Source organism: Rothia sp. HMSC066H02 (assembly GCF_001814995.1).
Lineage (GTDB): Bacteria > Actinomycetota > Actinomycetes > Actinomycetales > Micrococcaceae > Rothia > Rothia mucilaginosa.
Map to the genome: position 1 here is coordinate 193,798 of NZ_KV818667.1, position 15,820 is coordinate 209,617.

Sequence of the window (15,820 nt, forward strand, 5' to 3'; positions counted from 1 at the left end):
CACTGTGAGCACTGAGCACACTGCCGCACCGGCGATTGCTGATATGTCCGAGCAGATGCAGATTCGCCTGGAGAAGCGTGCGAAGCTGATCGAGTCGGGTCGCGAGGCATACCCGGTGGGTCTGCTGGATTCTGAGGGTAACCGTGTGGAACCCAACCACATTGAGGATCTGCGCGCCGAGTACGATCCGAAGCTGGCTGCTGAGGAGCTGAAGGCTGGCGACGAGACTGACCGTGTGGTGCATGTTGGTGGTCGCGTGGTGTTCGTCCGTAACACCGGTAAGCTGTGCTTTGCGACCCTGCAGGGTGGCACCGAGGGTAAGCGCATCCAGGCGATGCTGTCGCTGGCTGAGGTTGGGGAGGAGTCCCTATCTGAGTGGAAGTCCCTGGTTGACCTGGGCGACCACGTGTTCGTGACCGGCCGCGTGATTGTTTCTCGCCGCGGTGAGCTGTCCATCATGGTGACCGACTGGAAGATGGCGTCGAAGGCGCTACGCCCCATGCCGGTTCTGCACAAGGACCTGAATGAGGAAACCCGCGTTCGCCAGCGTTACCTGGATCTGATGGTTCGCGAGGAGGCTCGCGAGCTGGTGAAGAAGCGCGCCCTGATTACCCGCACCGTCCGCCGCGTGCTGGAGGATCACGGCTACATTGAGGTTGAGACTCCCGTTCTGCAGCTGGTGCACGGTGGTGCGACGGCTCGCCCGTTCCGCACCCACCTGAACGCTTTTGACCAGCCGATGACCATGCGTATTGCGACCGAGCTGCCGCTCAAGCGTGCAGTGGTCGGTGGTATTGACCGCGTGTACGAGATTGGCCGCGTGTTCCGTAACGAGGGTGTGGACTCGACCCACAGCCCCGAGTTCACCACCCTGGAGTGCTACGAAACCTACGCTGACCAGTTCGTGATGGCTGAGCGCATGAAGGAGATTATCCAGAGCTGCGCGAAGGCTGTCGGTACTGAGCGTATTGAGACTGAGAACGGCACCATTGACCTGTTCGGTGAGTGGAAGTGGGTTGGCGTGTACCCGGGCCTGTCTGAGGCTGTGGGCGTTGAGATCACCCCCGAGACTGACGCATCGGTTCTGCGTGAGATTGCTGAAAAGCACGAGGTGGACATCGACCCGAAGTGGGACGCTGAGAAGCTGGTGACCGAGCTCTTCGGTGAGATCGTTGAGCCGACCCTGGTGAACCCGACCTTCGTGTACGATTACCCGCCGAGCGCTCAGCCGCTGGCTCGTCCGCACCGTTCCGGTGAACCTCTGATTGAGGCGTGGGACCTGATTATTGGCGGTATGGAGCGCGGTACCGCGTTCTCCGAGCTGATTGACCCGGTCATTCAGCGTGAGCGCCTGACCGCTCAGTCGCTGCTGGCTGCTGCCGGTGACGATGAGGCGATGGAGCTGGATGAGGACTTCCTGCGCGCCCTGGAGCACGGTGCACCCCCGATGGGTGGCCTGGGTCTGGGCATTGACCGTCTGATTATGCTGCTGGCGGGCGATCAGGATCCGGAGCGTCCGGGTACTGTGGTGCGTCAGCCCGGTATTCGTGAGACTATTCTCTTCCCCTTGATGAAGCCGGAAGCCTAAGCTTTAGCTTCACCTTGAGAGGCGATAATGCGGCGGGTGCCGCGGATACGGTTGTATCTGCGGCACCCGCCGTTTTTGCGTGCACTCTTTTGCACGGTGTATAGCTCCCGAGGTGGGGTTTTCTGTTTATTTGCACAGGTCAGGGGCTTTTTTCGGTGCTTTTTTGCTCTATTCTGGTGCTGATTTATGCTGCTCTATTCGTTCTGGCGGGGGTTTCTGTTCTTATACACGAATGTGTTGCGTAGAAAAGAATGAGCTGTTGGGATAGGGCCAGAATTTCGCTTTTGAATAGCCTAGGAATGCCTGGAGTGAATGGCGTATTGTGGGTGCCCGTGCGGGTGATGTAATTCCTGGGGATTGTTGGTGGTGCCGTGTTGTGCATTGTTCGATATTGTCCCCATAGTGTGTGCCGGAGGAATCCAAAGTATTTGCACTCTAAACTGCGCATTAATGTGTGCGGGACGAGTGTGGATTTAACGGAGGTGAACGGAATGGATATATCGCTCAGGGCGATCAGCGCATTGTTTCAATATTCAGGAAGTTTTCGGAATCTTTAATATATTTCTGTTATTATGTGAAAGAAAATTAGTACATAAATATATCCGGCACACTATTTTCTCAATCTCCGATAGAGGCTTTTGGGTTTATCCACAGGATATATGCAACAGATGAGGAGGTGCCTCAATGGCACAGAAGGTTCGCATCATCCTTGAAGACGATCTCGACGGCGGCCCCGCAGACGAAACCATCCGTTTCGGCCTGGACGGCGCTCACTACGAGATCGACCTGTCCTCCGCTAACGCAGCTCGCCTGCGTGACGCTATCCGCCCCTTCGTGGCAAAGTCCCGCCGCGTGCAGGGTACCGCTACCCAGCGCACCCGTGCACCCCGCGGCACTGCTGCTCCGGTCAAGCGTAACCCCGAGACCGCAGCAATCCGCGAGTGGGCTAAGGCTAACGGCCACAAGGTCTCTGACCGCGGCCGCATCCACCAGGATATTCAGGACGCATACTACGAAGCAATGAAGGCTCAGGACTAAGGGTTCTACGCATTGCGTATAGCCGGAGGGGTTGGTTCTTTAAGGTTCTAAACCTCCGGGTGCTTAGGGCGGACGGTGTTATCACCGTCCGCCTTTTGTTTTGCCCTCTTATGCGTGTTGTATGTTCTGCATATCTGAATGGGGGATGTTTTATGGCTAATTCCAATTAACTATTTACATGTAAAATATATTGAGCTGGTTGATGGGGCAATCGGTGCAATACCGAGAAGGGTATTGGTTGAACGCAGGGGCATAGTGCACATTCGGATTCTGCGTTCATTTAGATTTCATGCATCGGCAGGAACACTAAAGGTGTTGGCGCATTAATCCCTTTGATGCTGTTGTTATTCGTCGGATATTCCCTCTGTGTGGGGCGTGGGGTCTACCCTGAATAGAGCCGAAAATAATAAGTGTGCCACCGTGTGCTGTCGTGGAGATTTCCCCTGATACTTCCCCCGATACCACGATGATTATCGGTGGAAATTCTGCTGCGGATTGCCTGTGAATTGCGTAAAAATATTTATCGCCAATGGCGCTGTATATATTTTTGCGAATTATTGAAATTTCTCACGCAAACATATAAATTTTTAAAAATTTCTGCATTATATTCACGCGCGTGCAGAAAACTAGGGGTTCCCGTGTGGGTCTGTGTGGCTTCTTGTGTGTTCCTCGTGTTCGGGAGCCTTCGTATCGGCGCTACCGCCCCTCCGAACCCACTTGTAGCCCCTCCACGCGGGCTCTCCTGCTATCTCCCTCACCCGCTGAGCTTGCCCCTCAGAACCTCCCCAGGTCCCCGTGAAACCCCCTCCTAGGCGCCCGAAAACACGCTCAAAACGTCCCGAACAGCTCATCTGTTCTCTTGATGGCGAACAGGCGCCCACACACGGGGCATAAACCCGCAGCTCAACGTACTCTTGTATCAATAGGAAAATGCAAGGAGTGCGTAAATGTTTGAACGCTTTACCGATCGAGCTCGGCGCGTTGTGGTGCTTGCCCAGGAAGAGGCACGCATGCTCAACCACAACTACATCGGTACCGAACACCTGCTGCTCGGTCTGATTCACGAGGGCGAAGGCATCGGTGCTCGCGCCCTGGAATCATTGGGCGTTACCCTGAACGCAGTACGTGAACAGGTTCAGGACATCGTCGGCCCCGGCCCCCAGGCGCCCAACGGACACATCCCCTTCACCCCCCGCGCGAAGAAGGTTCTCGAACTGTCCATGCGCGAGGCTATTCAGCTGAACCACGGCTACATCGGCACCGAACACATCCTGCTGGGCATGGTTCGTGCAAACGAGGGCGTGGCAAACCAGGTGCTGGTCAAGCTGGGCGCTGAGCCTGCCGCTGTGCGCCAGGCCGTCATGGACCTGATTTCCGGCTACCCCGGCAACAACTCCGGTGAGAAGGAAACCGCCGGCGTGGGTGCAGGTAACTCCCGCGAAGGCACTCCCGCGGGTTCGACCATCCTGGATCAGTTCGGCCGCAACCTCACCGCAGCAGCGCGTGAGGGCGAGCTGGACCCGGTCATCGGCCGCCACAAGGAGATGGAACGCGTTATGCAGGTCCTCTCCCGCCGTACCAAGAACAACCCCGTGCTGATTGGTGAGCCCGGCGTCGGTAAGACCGCCGTCGTGGAGGGCCTGGCACAGGCTATCGTGCACGGTGACGTCCCTGAGACCCTCAAGGACAAGCACCTGTACACCCTGGACCTGGGCTCCCTGGTCGCAGGTTCGCGCTACCGCGGTGACTTTGAAGAGCGCCTGAAGAAGGTTCTGAAGGAAATTCGCTCCCGCGGCGACATCATCCTGTTCATTGACGAGATCCACACCCTCGTTGGTGCAGGTGCCGCAGAGGGCGCAATTGACGCTGCCTCGATCCTCAAGCCCATGCTGGCTCGAGGCGAACTGCAGACCATCGGTGCAACCACCCTGGACGAGTACCGCAAGCACATTGAGAAGGACGCCGCCCTGGAGCGCCGCTTCCAGCCGATTCAGGTTGATGAGCCCTCTCAGGAGCTCGCCGTGCAGATTCTCAAGGGTGTGCGCGATAAGTACGAGGCACACCACCGCGTCACCATTACCGACGAGGCTATCGAGACCGCCGTGAACCTTGCGGCACGCTACATCTCTGACCGCTTCCTGCCGGATAAGGCTGTTGACCTGATTGACGAGGCGGGCGCACGCCTGCGTATCAAGCGCATGACCGCACCTCCGGAAATCAAGCTGCTCGACGAGAAGGCCGCCAAGCTGCGCCAGCAGAAGGAAGACGCCATCAACTCCCAGGATTACGAGAAGGCCGCAGGCCTGCGTGATCAGGAGCAGAAGGTTCTGGCTGAGAAGGAAGAAGCCGAGAAGGCATGGCGCGAAGGCGGCGACGCATTCGGCACCGTGACCCCCGAGGTTATTTCTGAGGTTCTTGCCGCTTCCACCGGTGTTCCGGTCTACAAGATCACCGAGGAAGAGTCCAGCCGCCTGCTGACCATGGAGCAGGAGCTCCACAAGCGCGTCATCGGCCAGGAGCACGCTATCGCGGCGCTGTCCCGCGCTATCCGCCGTACCCGCGCAGGTCTGAAGGACCCGCGCCGCCCCGGTGGTTCGTTCATCTTCGCTGGCCCGACCGGTGTGGGTAAGACCGAGCTTGCTAAGGCTCTGGCGGAGTTCCTGTTCGGCGATGAGGATTCGCTCATCACCCTGGACATGTCCGAGTACCAGGAGAAGCACACCGTCTCCCGTCTGTTCGGTGCGCCTCCCGGCTACGTTGGCTACGATGAGGGCGGCCAGCTGACCGAGAAGGTCCGCCGCAAGCCCTTCTCCGTGGTCCTGTTTGACGAGGTTGAGAAGGCTCACGCCGACCTGTTCAACTCGCTGCTGCAGATCCTGGAAGACGGTCGCCTGACCGACTCGCAGGGTCGCGTGGTGGACTTCAAGAACACCGTCATCATCATGACCACCAACCTGGGCTCGCGTGACGTGAACCGCCGCATCCCGGTCGGTTTCCAGGCGATGGACGACACCGCAGCCGACTACGAGCGCATGCAGGCACGCGTGATGGAGAACCTCAAGGAGCACTTCCGCCCCGAGTTCCTGAACCGTGTGGATGACATTATCGTCTTCCCGCAGCTCTCCGAGTCTGAGATTCTGCAGATTGTGGACCTGTTCGTGGGTCGCCTGGCTAAGCGCCTGGCGGAGCAGGATATGTCCATTGAGCTGACCAACGCTGCGAAGGTTCTCATGGCGGCTAAGGGTTACGACCCGTCCATGGGTGCTCGTCCGCTGCGCCGCGAGATGCAGCGCAACATTGAGGACGCCCTGTCTGAGAAGATCCTCTTCGGCGACATCAAGCCCGGTGAGAAGATCACCGTGGACGTTGAGGGTGAGGGCGACTCCGCGAAGTTCGTCTTCTCTTCTCAGCCGATGAAGGAGCTGGCTCTGGACTCGGTGCAGGAGCTGAACGAGGGCGAGTCTTCCGAGGGTCCCGCAGCTGAGGCACCTGCCGCTGAGGGTCAGGGCAACGACTAAGCTCTGGAATAAGTCCTAGGTAGCTAGGTTTTAGCGCACGAAACGCCTGTGGGGCGGTACCGGATAATTCCGGTACCGCCCCACAGACGTTTCTATTATAAGCCCCAGGAGCCTCTAGGAGCCTGTCTGCGGCGGGTACTAGAGCGAGACGAGCACAGTACCGCCCTGCGTGACTTCGTGGGCGAGAGAGTCCGCCAGCAGCCCTGCATAGCAGCGCTGCAACTGCTCGGCGGCGGGGGAGAGCGCATACAGCGCCTTGAGCGGGCGATGCACCACGGCGGGTGCATCAGCCGGGAATGCAAAGTCAGGGGAAGCCGTATCGCTAGACGAAGCTACACCCGCGCTCAAAATCAGCTCACGATTCACCGGCTCATGCGCCGCACGCAGCACCGCCATGACCGCCCCGCGCACCTGACGATCCGTGCCGTGCCAACTCTGGCCCTTGGGGGTGTAGTCCGCCTCCGGCTTGCCCGCCGCAACCCAGGCGCACAGATCCTCAACCGGGCACAGCTTACAGCTCGGGGACTTCGCCGTGCAGACCAGCGCGCCGAGCTCCATGGTCGCCGTATTCCACAGGCAGGAGGTGGGGGTGTCGGCGGGCATGAGCGTCTCCGCCAGGCGAGTCTCAGCAGCCGTCAACGAACGCGAGGGCAACGCCTTGCCGGATACAGCGCGCGCATGCACGCGGCGGATATTCGTATCAATCACCGTGGCGCGCAGACCAAACGCGAACACGCTAATCGCCGCCGCAGTGTAGGAACCCACGCCCGGCAGAGCCAGCAGCGCCTCGTAGTCGGCGGGAACCTTACCGCGGTGCTGCTCCACAATCGCCACAGCGGCACCGTGCAGACGCTGCGCGCGGCGCGGGTAACCCAGGCGGCCCCAGGCGCGCACCGCCTCCGAGGCGGGCTCGGCGGCAAGGTCGGCGGGGGTGGGCCAGCGGCGCATCCATTTCTCCCACACGGGTAGAACGCGCTTGACGGGGGTCTGTTGCAGCATGAACTCGCTGACCATCACGCCCCAGGGGGTGCACTCGTCACGACGCCACGGCAAATCGCGTGCCTGGTCGAGGAACCACTGGTTGATTCGGTGGTGGAGCGCCTCGGTATTCGTGCCTTCGGGCAGGGTCGGTTCGGGGCGTGTGCGTGTGGTGCGTTTGGGCTCTGAGGTCATCCGAAAAGCCTACGCCACAGGGCATATATTCCCAAAACTGCATGAACAGAGTTCACTGTGAATCTCAGGGTTAAACCCGGTATCCTTAAGGGTATGTCTGAAAATGGTCCCGTTCTGCCTCCCGAAGTCTACCGCCGCCGTCGCATCGTGGCGGTTATTGCTCTGCTTGCTATTATTCTGCTGCTGGTTGCCGGCGTGACCTCCATGGTCGGCATGATTAACGGCAAGAAGGACGCCACTGTAGCCTCCACCGCGACGGCTTCCGGCGCGCCCTTCCAGAGCTTCAGTGCTCGCCCCTCCGAAACTGCTTCGGCAACCCCGTCCGCTAGTGCGACTGCCTCGGCTACCGCAACTGCCTCGGCTAGCGCATCAGTAACCCCTTCGGTGACTGCATCTGTAGCACCCACTGCAAGCGCGACCACCGCTACCCCCGTAGCAACCCCGACCACGCCCGCGCCGACTCCGAGCGTGACCACTGCGGCTGTTGTTGCGGCGTGCACCGCGAACGACCTGAAGGTGACCGTCACCCCCGCGAAGCGTACCTTCGCAGCCGGTGAGCAGGTGTCCTTCCACGTGACCTACACGAATTCCTCGAAGACCCCCTGCGCTGTGGGCGGCGAGGGTGCAAACACCGGCGTGGACCTGAACATTACTTCCGGTGCAGCTCAGGTGTACACCCGTAGCCTGTGCGCGGCGACCGCCGTTCAGAAGTCTGAGGTAGCCGCAGGTGCTGAGGGTGCAACCGACCTGGCGTGGGATCGTAAGATCAACGTCCTGGGTTGCTCCTCCGCTTCGACCGCTCAGAAGGGATCTTACTGGGCGACTGCCACGGTGAATGGTGTGACTTCGGCTCAGGTGAACTTTGTGATTCAGTAGTTCACTTCTATAGTTTTCGCCCGTGAATGGGCACGCAAAAGCCCCCGTGCTGGATATTCTCCGGCACGGGGGCTTTTTGTATAGGTCTATTGCGTGGCGCTATTTGGAGGCGCGAGGCTTGGCGAAGCGGCGCTCGCCCAGGTACCCGAGCAGGCTACCGAATGCGGTCCACTGTAGTGCCGCCAAAAGCAGGGTGGACAGGTCGGTCACCTCAAAGGAATTGGGGATGACCTTGAACCACAGTAGCGGCAGGTAAATCAGGAACAGAATGGGGGACGCCCACACGAAGAACGGGACGGGGCGCTTAACCGACGGATACTTAGCTCGTGAGTATGACATTGTGACCTCCTTGGGGTGTCAAGGTGTGAAGGGTAACCTCCACTGTCACTACATCATAATGCAAAAGGTTCTTGTGGGGCAGGAAAAGGCCGCCGAGTAGATGTACTTCTAGATGTATTTTTCTAGGCTGCTCTCGGCCATGCGGGAGAGCTGCTCACGCACCGTGCGGGCGCGAGCCTCACCCACACCGTCCACGGCACGCAGGTCCTCAAGGGATGCCGCCATGAGAGCCTGCAGGCTGCCGAAGCGCTCCACCAGACGCTCAGAAATAGCGTTCGGAATGCTCGGAATACCGGCGAGCAGGCGGAAGCCGCGCGGTTGCAGGGGAAGCTCCAGGTCGGGGTTCTCACCAAACCCAACAGCGCGGGCAATCGCGCGCAGATCCACGATGTCCATATCGTCCAGGTTCTGAAGTGCCTCAACGCCAGCGGTAATCAGCTCGTCGTTCACCTCGGGCAGGTAATCGCGCAGAATCAGGTCGCTAGCGGTCATTTCGGGGGCGCGCAGCTCCTCCAGCTGCAGGGCGATCAGGCGGCCGTGCACGCCGAGCTCCAGCACGTAGTGGCTGACCTCGCGGATAATGCGGTTCACCATCTCCATGCGCTGCAGGGTCATCGCCACATCCGCCAGGGACACGTTGGACTCAATCTCCAGGGCCGAGAGTGAGGAAAGCACCGAACGCAGGCGCTTCTTATAGCTTTCAAGGGTCTGAATCGCCTGGTTCGCGCGGGCCATGAGGTACTGGCTGTCCTCGACCGTGTAGCGGGTGCCGTCAACGTACACCGAAATCATAGACATCGACGCGCTCACCGAAATCACCGGGAAACCGGTCTGAATCGCGGTGCGTTCGGCGGTGCGGTGGCGGGTACCGGACTCGTTCGTGTCAATGGAGGCGTCCGGCATGAGCTGCACGCCGGCGTGCAACAGGCGGGTGGCGTCACGGTCGCAGATGATAGCGCCGTCCATCTTCGCCAGCTCGCGCAGGCGCGTTGCCGAGAACTCGGTGTCGATGTTGAAACCGCCCGAAGACAGGGAGGATACGGTGCGGTCGGATCCGAGTACGATGAGCGCGCCCGTACGGCCACGCATGATGCGTTCCAGGCCCTCGCGGAGCTCGGTGCCGGGGGCGATTCGGGCGATAGTTTTAAGCAATAGGTCACTATAATTCATCTGCACAAAAAACATTGTACCTGTAAGGGTGGTTATTGAGCCAGGTCAGGGGCGGAACGGCGGGCTAAAGTGCCTCAAAAGCGAACGGATATTCTCGATATTTATACAGGAGTGCACGAGGTGAAACTATCTGCATTTAAGGGTAAAAATACGTTCTGCGGTACCCCATTTCGCCGTGACCAAACACCGCGCACCATATCGCCCCAGACCCTAAAATAGACCCATGACCGCGCGCACAAAAAACACCAAAACCGCACCCGCCTACCGCTGCACCGAATGCGGCTGGACCACCGCCAAATGGGTAGGCCGCTGCGGCGAGTGTCAGACCTGGGGCACCGTCGAAGAAGCCGCCGGGGGCACCCGTGCGCGCACCCGCGCCGCATCCAGCGTGCAGAAACCCGCCCAGCCTATCGCAGAAGTCGACTCGCGCGTAGCCGCCTACATGAGCACCGGAAACCCCGAATTTGATCGCGTGCTCGGCGGCGGACTCGTACCCGGCGCGGTCATCCTCATGGCGGGCGAACCCGGCGTAGGTAAATCCACTCTGCTGCTGGATGTTGCCGCCACCTTCGCGCGCGGCACCGCCGGGAGTGCGGGACAGCAGGGGGTGCAGAATATCGCACCCCAGCCGCCGCGCCCGGTCCTGTACATTACCGGCGAGGAATCCGCCGCGCAGGTCAAGCTCCGCGCCGACCGCATCCGCGCCATTGCTGACACCCTCTACCTGACCAGCGAAACCGACCTCGGCACCGCCCTAGCGCATATTGAGCAGATCAACCCCTCCCTGCTGGTCATTGACTCCGTGCAGACCCTCGCCTCCGCGGAAGTTGAGGGTAGCGCCGGTGGTGTAACCCAGGTGCGCGAGGTCGCCGCCTCCGTGATTGCCGCGGCTAAGGAACGCAACATGTGCACCCTGCTCGTGGGCCACGTGACCAAGGAAGGCACCATCGCGGGCCCGCGCCTGCTCGAGCACCTGGTGGACGTGGTCTGCCAGTTCGAGGGCGATAAGCACTCGAATATCCGCATGCTCCGCGCGATTAAGAACCGCTTTGGACCCACCGACGAGGTGGGCTGCTTCGACATGCACGAGGACGGCATCGCGCCGGTGCTGGACCCCTCCGGCATGTTCGTTTCAAGTACCCCGCACCCGGTGGCGGGCACCTGCGTGACCGTCACGATGGAGGGCCGCCGACCCCTGCTCGCGGAGGTACAGGCACTGCTGGACCAGGCGGTGGCGCCCGCCCCGCGCCGTACCGTCTCGGGCCTGGATTCGGCGCGTATTCAGATGCTGTTGGCGGTGCTGCAGCGCCGCGCCGGGCTGAACGTGGGCAAGCTCGACTGCTATGTATCCACGGTGGGTGGCGCGAAGATTGCCGAGCCCGCCGCCGACCTGGCGTGCGTCATGGCCCTTGCCTCGGCGGCACAAAATAAGCCGCTACCGCGCAAACTCGCAGTCTTTGGTGAGGTGGGCCTGGCCGGTGAGGTGCGCGCCGTGCCGGGCATCCGCCAGCGCATTGCTGAGGTGGGCCGCCTGGGCTTCACGCACGTGCTGGTGCCCGCCTCCCCGACCGGCGTGGGGGACGTGCCCGAGGGCGTGACCGTGCGTGAGGTAACCACCCTGGGCGAGGCGCTCGCGCTGCTCTTCCCGCAGAAGTAACCACCGGCGCATCAACAGCATAGAGATAGCGGAGGAGGGGGCTCCCGGCTGGCGTGAATACCGGCCGGGAGCCCCCTCCGCTGTGTCTTGACGGTTGCCACTGACCCCGCTAGAACCCCGCTAGGAGGAGCGGCTCTCTTCCTCGTTCTCGTGCAACATGATGTTGATCGAGCGGGTGTTGAGCTTGTTCGTGCGGTGGGTGTTCACTGCGCTATCGGTCACGTCGTCAACCACCATGGAGTCATCCATGTCAGCGTCAACAATCGGGATTGCCGAGGTACGCGGTGCATGTTTGGTGACCGCCTCACCCAGGGGTACCAGAACGGCCACGGCGTCCTTGTGGGACATGCCGGTTGCCTCCATAAAGTCCACCACAATCAGGCGGAGCATCAGCACGAGTGACTCGCCCTCAAAGGTTGCCACACCCATCGTGCGCGGCTCGAGGGTGCCGGCAAGCTTAATCATGCGCTCGCGTGCCTCCATCATGTAGTGCTCGCGTTCGCCCTCCGTTGGGGCAGACATGCCCAAGCCGAGGCTCTGTGCCGCCACCGATAGCTCGGTCAGCGCGTCACTGAGCGAGAGCTGCGCGGCAGTGCGTAGCTGCACGTGGTGAATCGTGGACGCCATACGGCGGTTGAGCACACGGTCGTTACGAATCGCCAAATCCACCGCGGCGAGGGTCTTTGCCATGCGCGCCAGCTCGCCCTTGCTCTTGCGGCTATTCCAGGACAGCTCGCTCATACCCTGCGCGGTGATTAGGTCGCCTCGGCACGCATCATACAGCGGTTGCAGGGCGCGTGCATCAAGCAGGCTCTGGTACGCCTTGTTGTAGTCGTAGTAGCGGATTGCCTCAGAGGAAAGCTGGAAAACCTTCGCGAACGCATCCATGAGAGCCTGCGCGCGTTCACGCGGGTTCTTACGCGGGTCGCGTGGCATCAGGTACATGGCGAGGAACGCGAAAGCGCCACCAACGATACCGTCGAAACTGCGGGTGAACGCATCGTCAGGTACGGGCAGCAGCAACGTGAAACAGGCCTGGAAGCTGAGCTGAATCGTAAAAATAATGCCCTTATCAATAAATCGGGCAATAATCACGGTCAAGAAAAGCACCACTGCCGCCTGCCAGGTACCGTGACCGAGCAGAATCAGCAGAAGGTCGCCAATGAGAATGCCAAGGGTCACGCCGAAGGACACCTCAAGGATTCGGCGGGAATGCTTAGCACCGCTTACATAGCCGAGAGATACGAGGGCAGCGACCGGCGCGAAAATGGGCTCGTGGTGGCCCAGGATGTGCTCAGCGAAAAGCCAAGCGCCCATAGACGCCGCAACAATCTGCACAGACTGAAAAAAGTCAGCCCGGACTCGGTGAATACCCTCATGAATGAACTGCCGGGTGTTCTGTTCAGTAGTGCGTAGAATCTCTGCGAATCGTGCCATGGGCACCATCATACCGGCGTGGGTGCCGTGTACAAGGGGGTAGGGGAGTGTTGGGCGCAAGTGTGAGAGAGTCCGCGCCCCCTACCCGCTCTGGAGTCGCGTTTTCCGAGGAAACCTAGCTCCAAAACCGTTGCTCTAGCCCCGTTCCGCAACCTAGCCGCGGAGGCGGCGCACCACCCTCGCCAGCAGGCCCGGCTGGGTGGGTGCCTCAGCAGATGACTCAGGCTCAACGGTGACAGGATGCGTTTCTTCGGCGCCGTGTGCCCCGTGAATACCACGCGTGCTGTACCCGCCGCCGATTGCGCGGGCACGTTCGAGCTGCCGACGGTGCTCAGCATCCCAGGAGTGCGCCCGGTCGGACATGGCCCACTCGAACCCGGCCGTCAGGCTCGTGGCCGTAAAGAGCTCGCGGGACGCGCGGATGGTCGCACCCAGCGGCTCGGGGAGAGCCGGGATCTGCTCCACGGCGGGGAAGGGTGCGGGGGCCGCACATTTCCCAGAGCCAAGAATCTGTGCGAGCAGGTAGGCACGCTCGGCGCGCAGCACCTCCAGCAGTTCGGTGCGGCGTGCATCCGATGCTACCGCCGCGTGCCGCAGGGCGGCGGCAACCATCAGCTCGGGAACGCCACCGGCGAGCATGCCCAGCGGCAGGGTGAACTCGCCCAGCCCGTACAGGTTCAGTGCGCCGCCCACGCGCATCTGCGTGAAGGCATCCGGCACGAGGGCGAGCACGGAAATACCCGCCGCGGCAGAGAATACCGCCGGGTGGTAGCGGCTGGTCAGCGTGAACGCCGCCGCCCGGTGCACGGTGATGCTCTGGTCGGCATGCAGAATCGGTAGCAGGGTCGCCGGGGTGGAGGGACTGAGCTGCTCGGCGATGCGCTGGTGCGCCTGAATATCGCCGCTGGTCGGGTCCTGCGGGTCACCGTAGTGGCTCAGGAATACGGGCGCGTAGCCGTGCTCGCGCCACATGCCATCGAGTAGACGCGCAATCTGCTGCGCCTGCTGTTCGGTGCACTCGTTGACGGTCACGCAGACGTAGTGTTCCGGCAGCTTGTTAAGCATCTGACCTGCGGAAATGCCCTCTGCATAGCGCAGGGTGCGTGCCGGGGAGTCCACCAGGTAGTCGGTGGCGTCGTCTACGCTCAGGCGCGCGTCAATACCTCGCTTACGGCACCAGGCGAGGGAAGAATGTTCGCGCACCGTCACCGAACGGGCGGTGCGCAGCATACGCTCCAGAACCTGCGCGTCCTCAGGATTGAGCACCGGGCCCAGGGACTGGCCGGTCACGTACACGGGCACGCCTGCATGCTCGGCGGCACGCACCGCGGCGGCGCGTTCGTAGAGCAGCCAGCCGTAGCGGGAATTGAGGTTGCCGCCGCCGGAGACCACGACCGCGTCCATGGTGGTGATAGCGTCCGCGAATTCCACCATGCGCTCAACGGTCTGCGCCAGCGGATGCAGCACCTCCGGCAGCGCCTGCACCTGCGGCAACGCCACCAGCTCGGTAACGGAGGGGCGCTCCCGGTCGGTGTGCAGCTGCGCCAGGACGCACTCAAGCGCCGCGAGGGTCAGCTCGCGTTCAGCCGGCGCCCAGGGAAAGAGGAAAAACGGCAGGTACTCGTAGAGCGCCCCCGCCTCATGGTCTGCCGCCTCATGATTCACCGCCGCGCCAATATAGCGCGCCGAATGGCCCACATCGCGGGTCATGAGGGTGACCGCCGCGCCGCCTTCGGAAAGCGCCGCCGCGCTCGCAATGGTCATGGCTTCGTCGCCCACGTGGTAGGTGTGCTGGCCGATATCGCCAATGACGAGCACGCGCGGTGCTTCAGCAAAGTGCGGTGCTTCAGTAACGGGCAGTGCTGTAGAAGAATGATTGTTCTCTGCCACGGCTTACGCGCCCTTCTGATCTGCCGACCCAGCCTCTGCCGAACCAGCCTCAGCACCGCGACGAATCAGGGAACGCTTCGCCAAGGAACGCAGCGCGCGGCCTGGGGTGCGCAGGTGCTTCAGAACCCGCAGACGCTCCTCAATAGCCTGCTGGCGGTTCTCAATGGCCTGCTGACGGGCCTCGATACGTTCCAGGCGGCTCTCAATAGAGCGCAGAATGTCCAGGGATTCGCGGGTCAGATCGTGCCCGTCAATCACGCGGCGCTCCAGGTCAGCCGCCAAATGCGCCTGATACAGGTACGCACCCGGTCGGGCACCCGCCTGCAAATCCTCGCGGATAGCGCGGGCACGCACCAGCGAATCGAAGCGGGCATGATCAGCCTGACGTTTCACGCTATTCGCCTCGGCACCCTCCGCGTCGGGGCGTAGCGACCAGTACGCCAGCGGCTCATCCACCAGCAGAATATCGGCGACTGCGGCGGCACGCATGTTGAACTCCCAGTCGCCGACCACCGGCAGGGACTCGTCATAGAAGCCGACGAGCTCGTGCAGGCTGCGGCGGTAGAGAATGCCAATCGGTACGGCACGGTTGGTGCGGAACAGGAACTGCAAACCTACGCTGGGTAGGCCGTCGTGGAAAATACGTTCCTCGTACACCTCGAACTCGCCGTCGGCGTTCTCACGTTCGTACCGCTCCACAATGCGGGTGGTGCACATGAGCGCGCCGCTCTCTTCCAGCGCCGCGACGGTGCGCTCCAGGAACTCGGGTGCCCACAGGTCGTCATCATCGTGAATTGCCACGTATTCGGAGGTGGTCGCCGCCAAACCGGCGTTGGATGCCGCCTCCATGTTGTCGCCGGAGGTGGTCAGCAGCTGCACGCGACCGGAACCCAGCGGAGAAGCTTCAATGACGGCGCGGGTTGCCTGCTCGTCGCCACCGTCGTTGATTACGCATACCGTGTAGTCGGTGAAGGTTTGCTGCGCAATGTTCTCCAGGGTGCGGCTCAAGAAGCGGGGGCGGTCCTTTGTACGGACCAGAATAGCTACGGTAGGAGAAGACATAACCACAATCAGTCGAGGGTGAGTGGGCGCGTGCCAGCCCAAGAACTCAACCATTATGAGGGTGTGCACCGT

At 61.4% G+C, this 15,820-nt stretch carries 11 protein-coding genes; 5 read left to right on the forward strand and 6 right to left on the reverse strand.

The genetic code is table 11. The annotated features are described in order from the left end of the window. Positions 1-4: 4 nt before the first annotated feature. From lysS to HMPREF2999_RS00835, 3 genes are all read left to right on the forward strand, one after another. Positions 5-1,588 carry a lysine--tRNA ligase gene (lysS, locus tag HMPREF2999_RS00825; RefSeq protein WP_080974502.1) on the forward strand — a complete coding sequence of 528 codons (1,584 nt, stop codon included), beginning with the start codon at positions 5-7 and terminating at the stop codon, positions 1,586-1,588. Between the two features lie 684 nt (positions 1,589-2,272). Continuing rightward, positions 2,273-2,626, forward strand: coding sequence for a histone-like nucleoid-structuring protein Lsr2 (locus tag HMPREF2999_RS00830; protein ID WP_005504366.1), 354 nt, complete (start codon positions 2,273-2,275; stop codon positions 2,624-2,626). 947 nt (positions 2,627-3,573) lie between these two features. After that, positions 3,574-6,144 (forward strand): ATP-dependent Clp protease ATP-binding subunit, encoded by a 2,571-nt coding sequence (locus HMPREF2999_RS00835; protein WP_070674416.1) that lies wholly within the window; start codon positions 3,574-3,576, stop codon positions 6,142-6,144. A gap of 138 nt (positions 6,145-6,282) precedes the next feature. Here the strand turns inward: HMPREF2999_RS00835 and HMPREF2999_RS00840 are convergent, their stop codons facing one another. Next, positions 6,283-7,317, reverse strand: a complete 1,035-nt coding sequence (locus tag HMPREF2999_RS00840) for an HhH-GPD family protein (RefSeq protein ID WP_070674419.1) — start codon at positions 7,315-7,317, stop codon at positions 6,283-6,285. A 93-nt stretch (positions 7,318-7,410) separates the two neighbouring features. Between HMPREF2999_RS00840 and HMPREF2999_RS00845 the strand changes: the two genes are divergently transcribed. Then, complete coding sequence (locus tag HMPREF2999_RS00845; protein ID WP_070615419.1) at positions 7,411-8,193, forward strand: hypothetical protein; 783 nt, start codon at positions 7,411-7,413, stop codon at positions 8,191-8,193. Between the two features lie 99 nt (positions 8,194-8,292). Here HMPREF2999_RS00845 and HMPREF2999_RS00850 read toward each other — a convergent pair whose 3' ends face one another. Together HMPREF2999_RS00850 and disA are read right to left on the reverse strand one after the other, a co-directional pair. Next, the gene (locus HMPREF2999_RS00850) at positions 8,293-8,532 is read right to left on the reverse strand and encodes a phosphoglycerol transferase (protein WP_070674422.1); all 240 of its coding nucleotides are present in this window, start codon (positions 8,530-8,532) and stop codon (positions 8,293-8,295) included. A 108-nt stretch (positions 8,533-8,640) separates the two neighbouring features. Continuing rightward, a complete protein-coding gene (gene disA / locus HMPREF2999_RS00855; RefSeq protein ID WP_070674425.1) occupies positions 8,641-9,717 on the reverse strand; it encodes a DNA integrity scanning diadenylate cyclase DisA in 1,077 nt (358 codons plus the stop codon). A gap of 208 nt (positions 9,718-9,925) precedes the next feature. On the opposite strand from disA, the gene radA reads away from it, so the two are divergent. After that, on the forward strand, positions 9,926-11,359 hold the full coding sequence (gene radA / locus HMPREF2999_RS00860; protein WP_070630054.1) for a DNA repair protein RadA: 1,434 nt from the start codon (positions 9,926-9,928) through the stop codon (positions 11,357-11,359). A gap of 120 nt (positions 11,360-11,479) precedes the next feature. Here the strand turns inward: radA and HMPREF2999_RS00865 are convergent, their stop codons facing one another. The 3 genes from HMPREF2999_RS00865 to HMPREF2999_RS00875 all read right to left on the reverse strand — a co-directional run bounded on the left by HMPREF2999_RS00865 (position 11,480) and on the right by HMPREF2999_RS00875 (position 15,748). Next, the gene (locus HMPREF2999_RS00865) at positions 11,480-12,808 is read right to left on the reverse strand and encodes an FUSC family protein (protein ID WP_070674428.1); all 1,329 of its coding nucleotides are present in this window, start codon (positions 12,806-12,808) and stop codon (positions 11,480-11,482) included. A gap of 141 nt (positions 12,809-12,949) precedes the next feature. Beyond that, positions 12,950-14,686, reverse strand: coding sequence for a polysaccharide pyruvyl transferase family protein (locus HMPREF2999_RS00870; RefSeq protein ID WP_070697691.1), 1,737 nt, complete (start codon positions 14,684-14,686; stop codon positions 12,950-12,952). 3 nt (positions 14,687-14,689) lie between these two features. Then, positions 14,690-15,748, reverse strand: a complete 1,059-nt coding sequence (locus HMPREF2999_RS00875; RefSeq protein WP_070674887.1) for a glycosyltransferase family 2 protein — start codon at positions 15,746-15,748, stop codon at positions 14,690-14,692. Positions 15,749-15,820: the final 72 nt, after the last annotated feature.

What these genes read in the sequence shown, in the direction of transcription:
- HMPREF2999_RS00830 (WP_005504366.1), top strand. Translation starts at nt 2,273, where the DNA reads ATGGCACAGAAGGTTCGCATCATCCTTGAAGACGATCTCGACGGCGGC.
- HMPREF2999_RS00835 (WP_070674416.1), top strand. Translation starts at nt 3,574, where the DNA reads ATGTTTGAACGCTTTACCGATCGAGCTCGGCGCGTTGTGGTGCTTGCC.
- HMPREF2999_RS00840 (WP_070674419.1), bottom strand. Translation starts at nt 7,317, where the DNA reads ATGACCTCAGAGCCCAAACGCACCACACGCACACGCCCCGAACCGACC.
- HMPREF2999_RS00845 (WP_070615419.1), top strand. Translation starts at nt 7,411, where the DNA reads ATGTCTGAAAATGGTCCCGTTCTGCCTCCCGAAGTCTACCGCCGCCGT.
- HMPREF2999_RS00850 (WP_070674422.1), bottom strand. Translation starts at nt 8,532, where the DNA reads ATGTCATACTCACGAGCTAAGTATCCGTCGGTTAAGCGCCCCGTCCCG.
- disA (WP_070674425.1), bottom strand. Translation starts at nt 9,717, where the DNA reads ATGTTTTTTGTGCAGATGAATTATAGTGACCTATTGCTTAAAACTATC.
- radA (WP_070630054.1), top strand. Translation starts at nt 9,926, where the DNA reads ATGACCGCGCGCACAAAAAACACCAAAACCGCACCCGCCTACCGCTGC.
- HMPREF2999_RS00865 (WP_070674428.1), bottom strand. Translation starts at nt 12,808, where the DNA reads ATGATGGTGCCCATGGCACGATTCGCAGAGATTCTACGCACTACTGAA.
- HMPREF2999_RS00875 (WP_070674887.1), bottom strand. Translation starts at nt 15,748, where the DNA reads ATGTCTTCTCCTACCGTAGCTATTCTGGTCCGTACAAAGGACCGCCCC.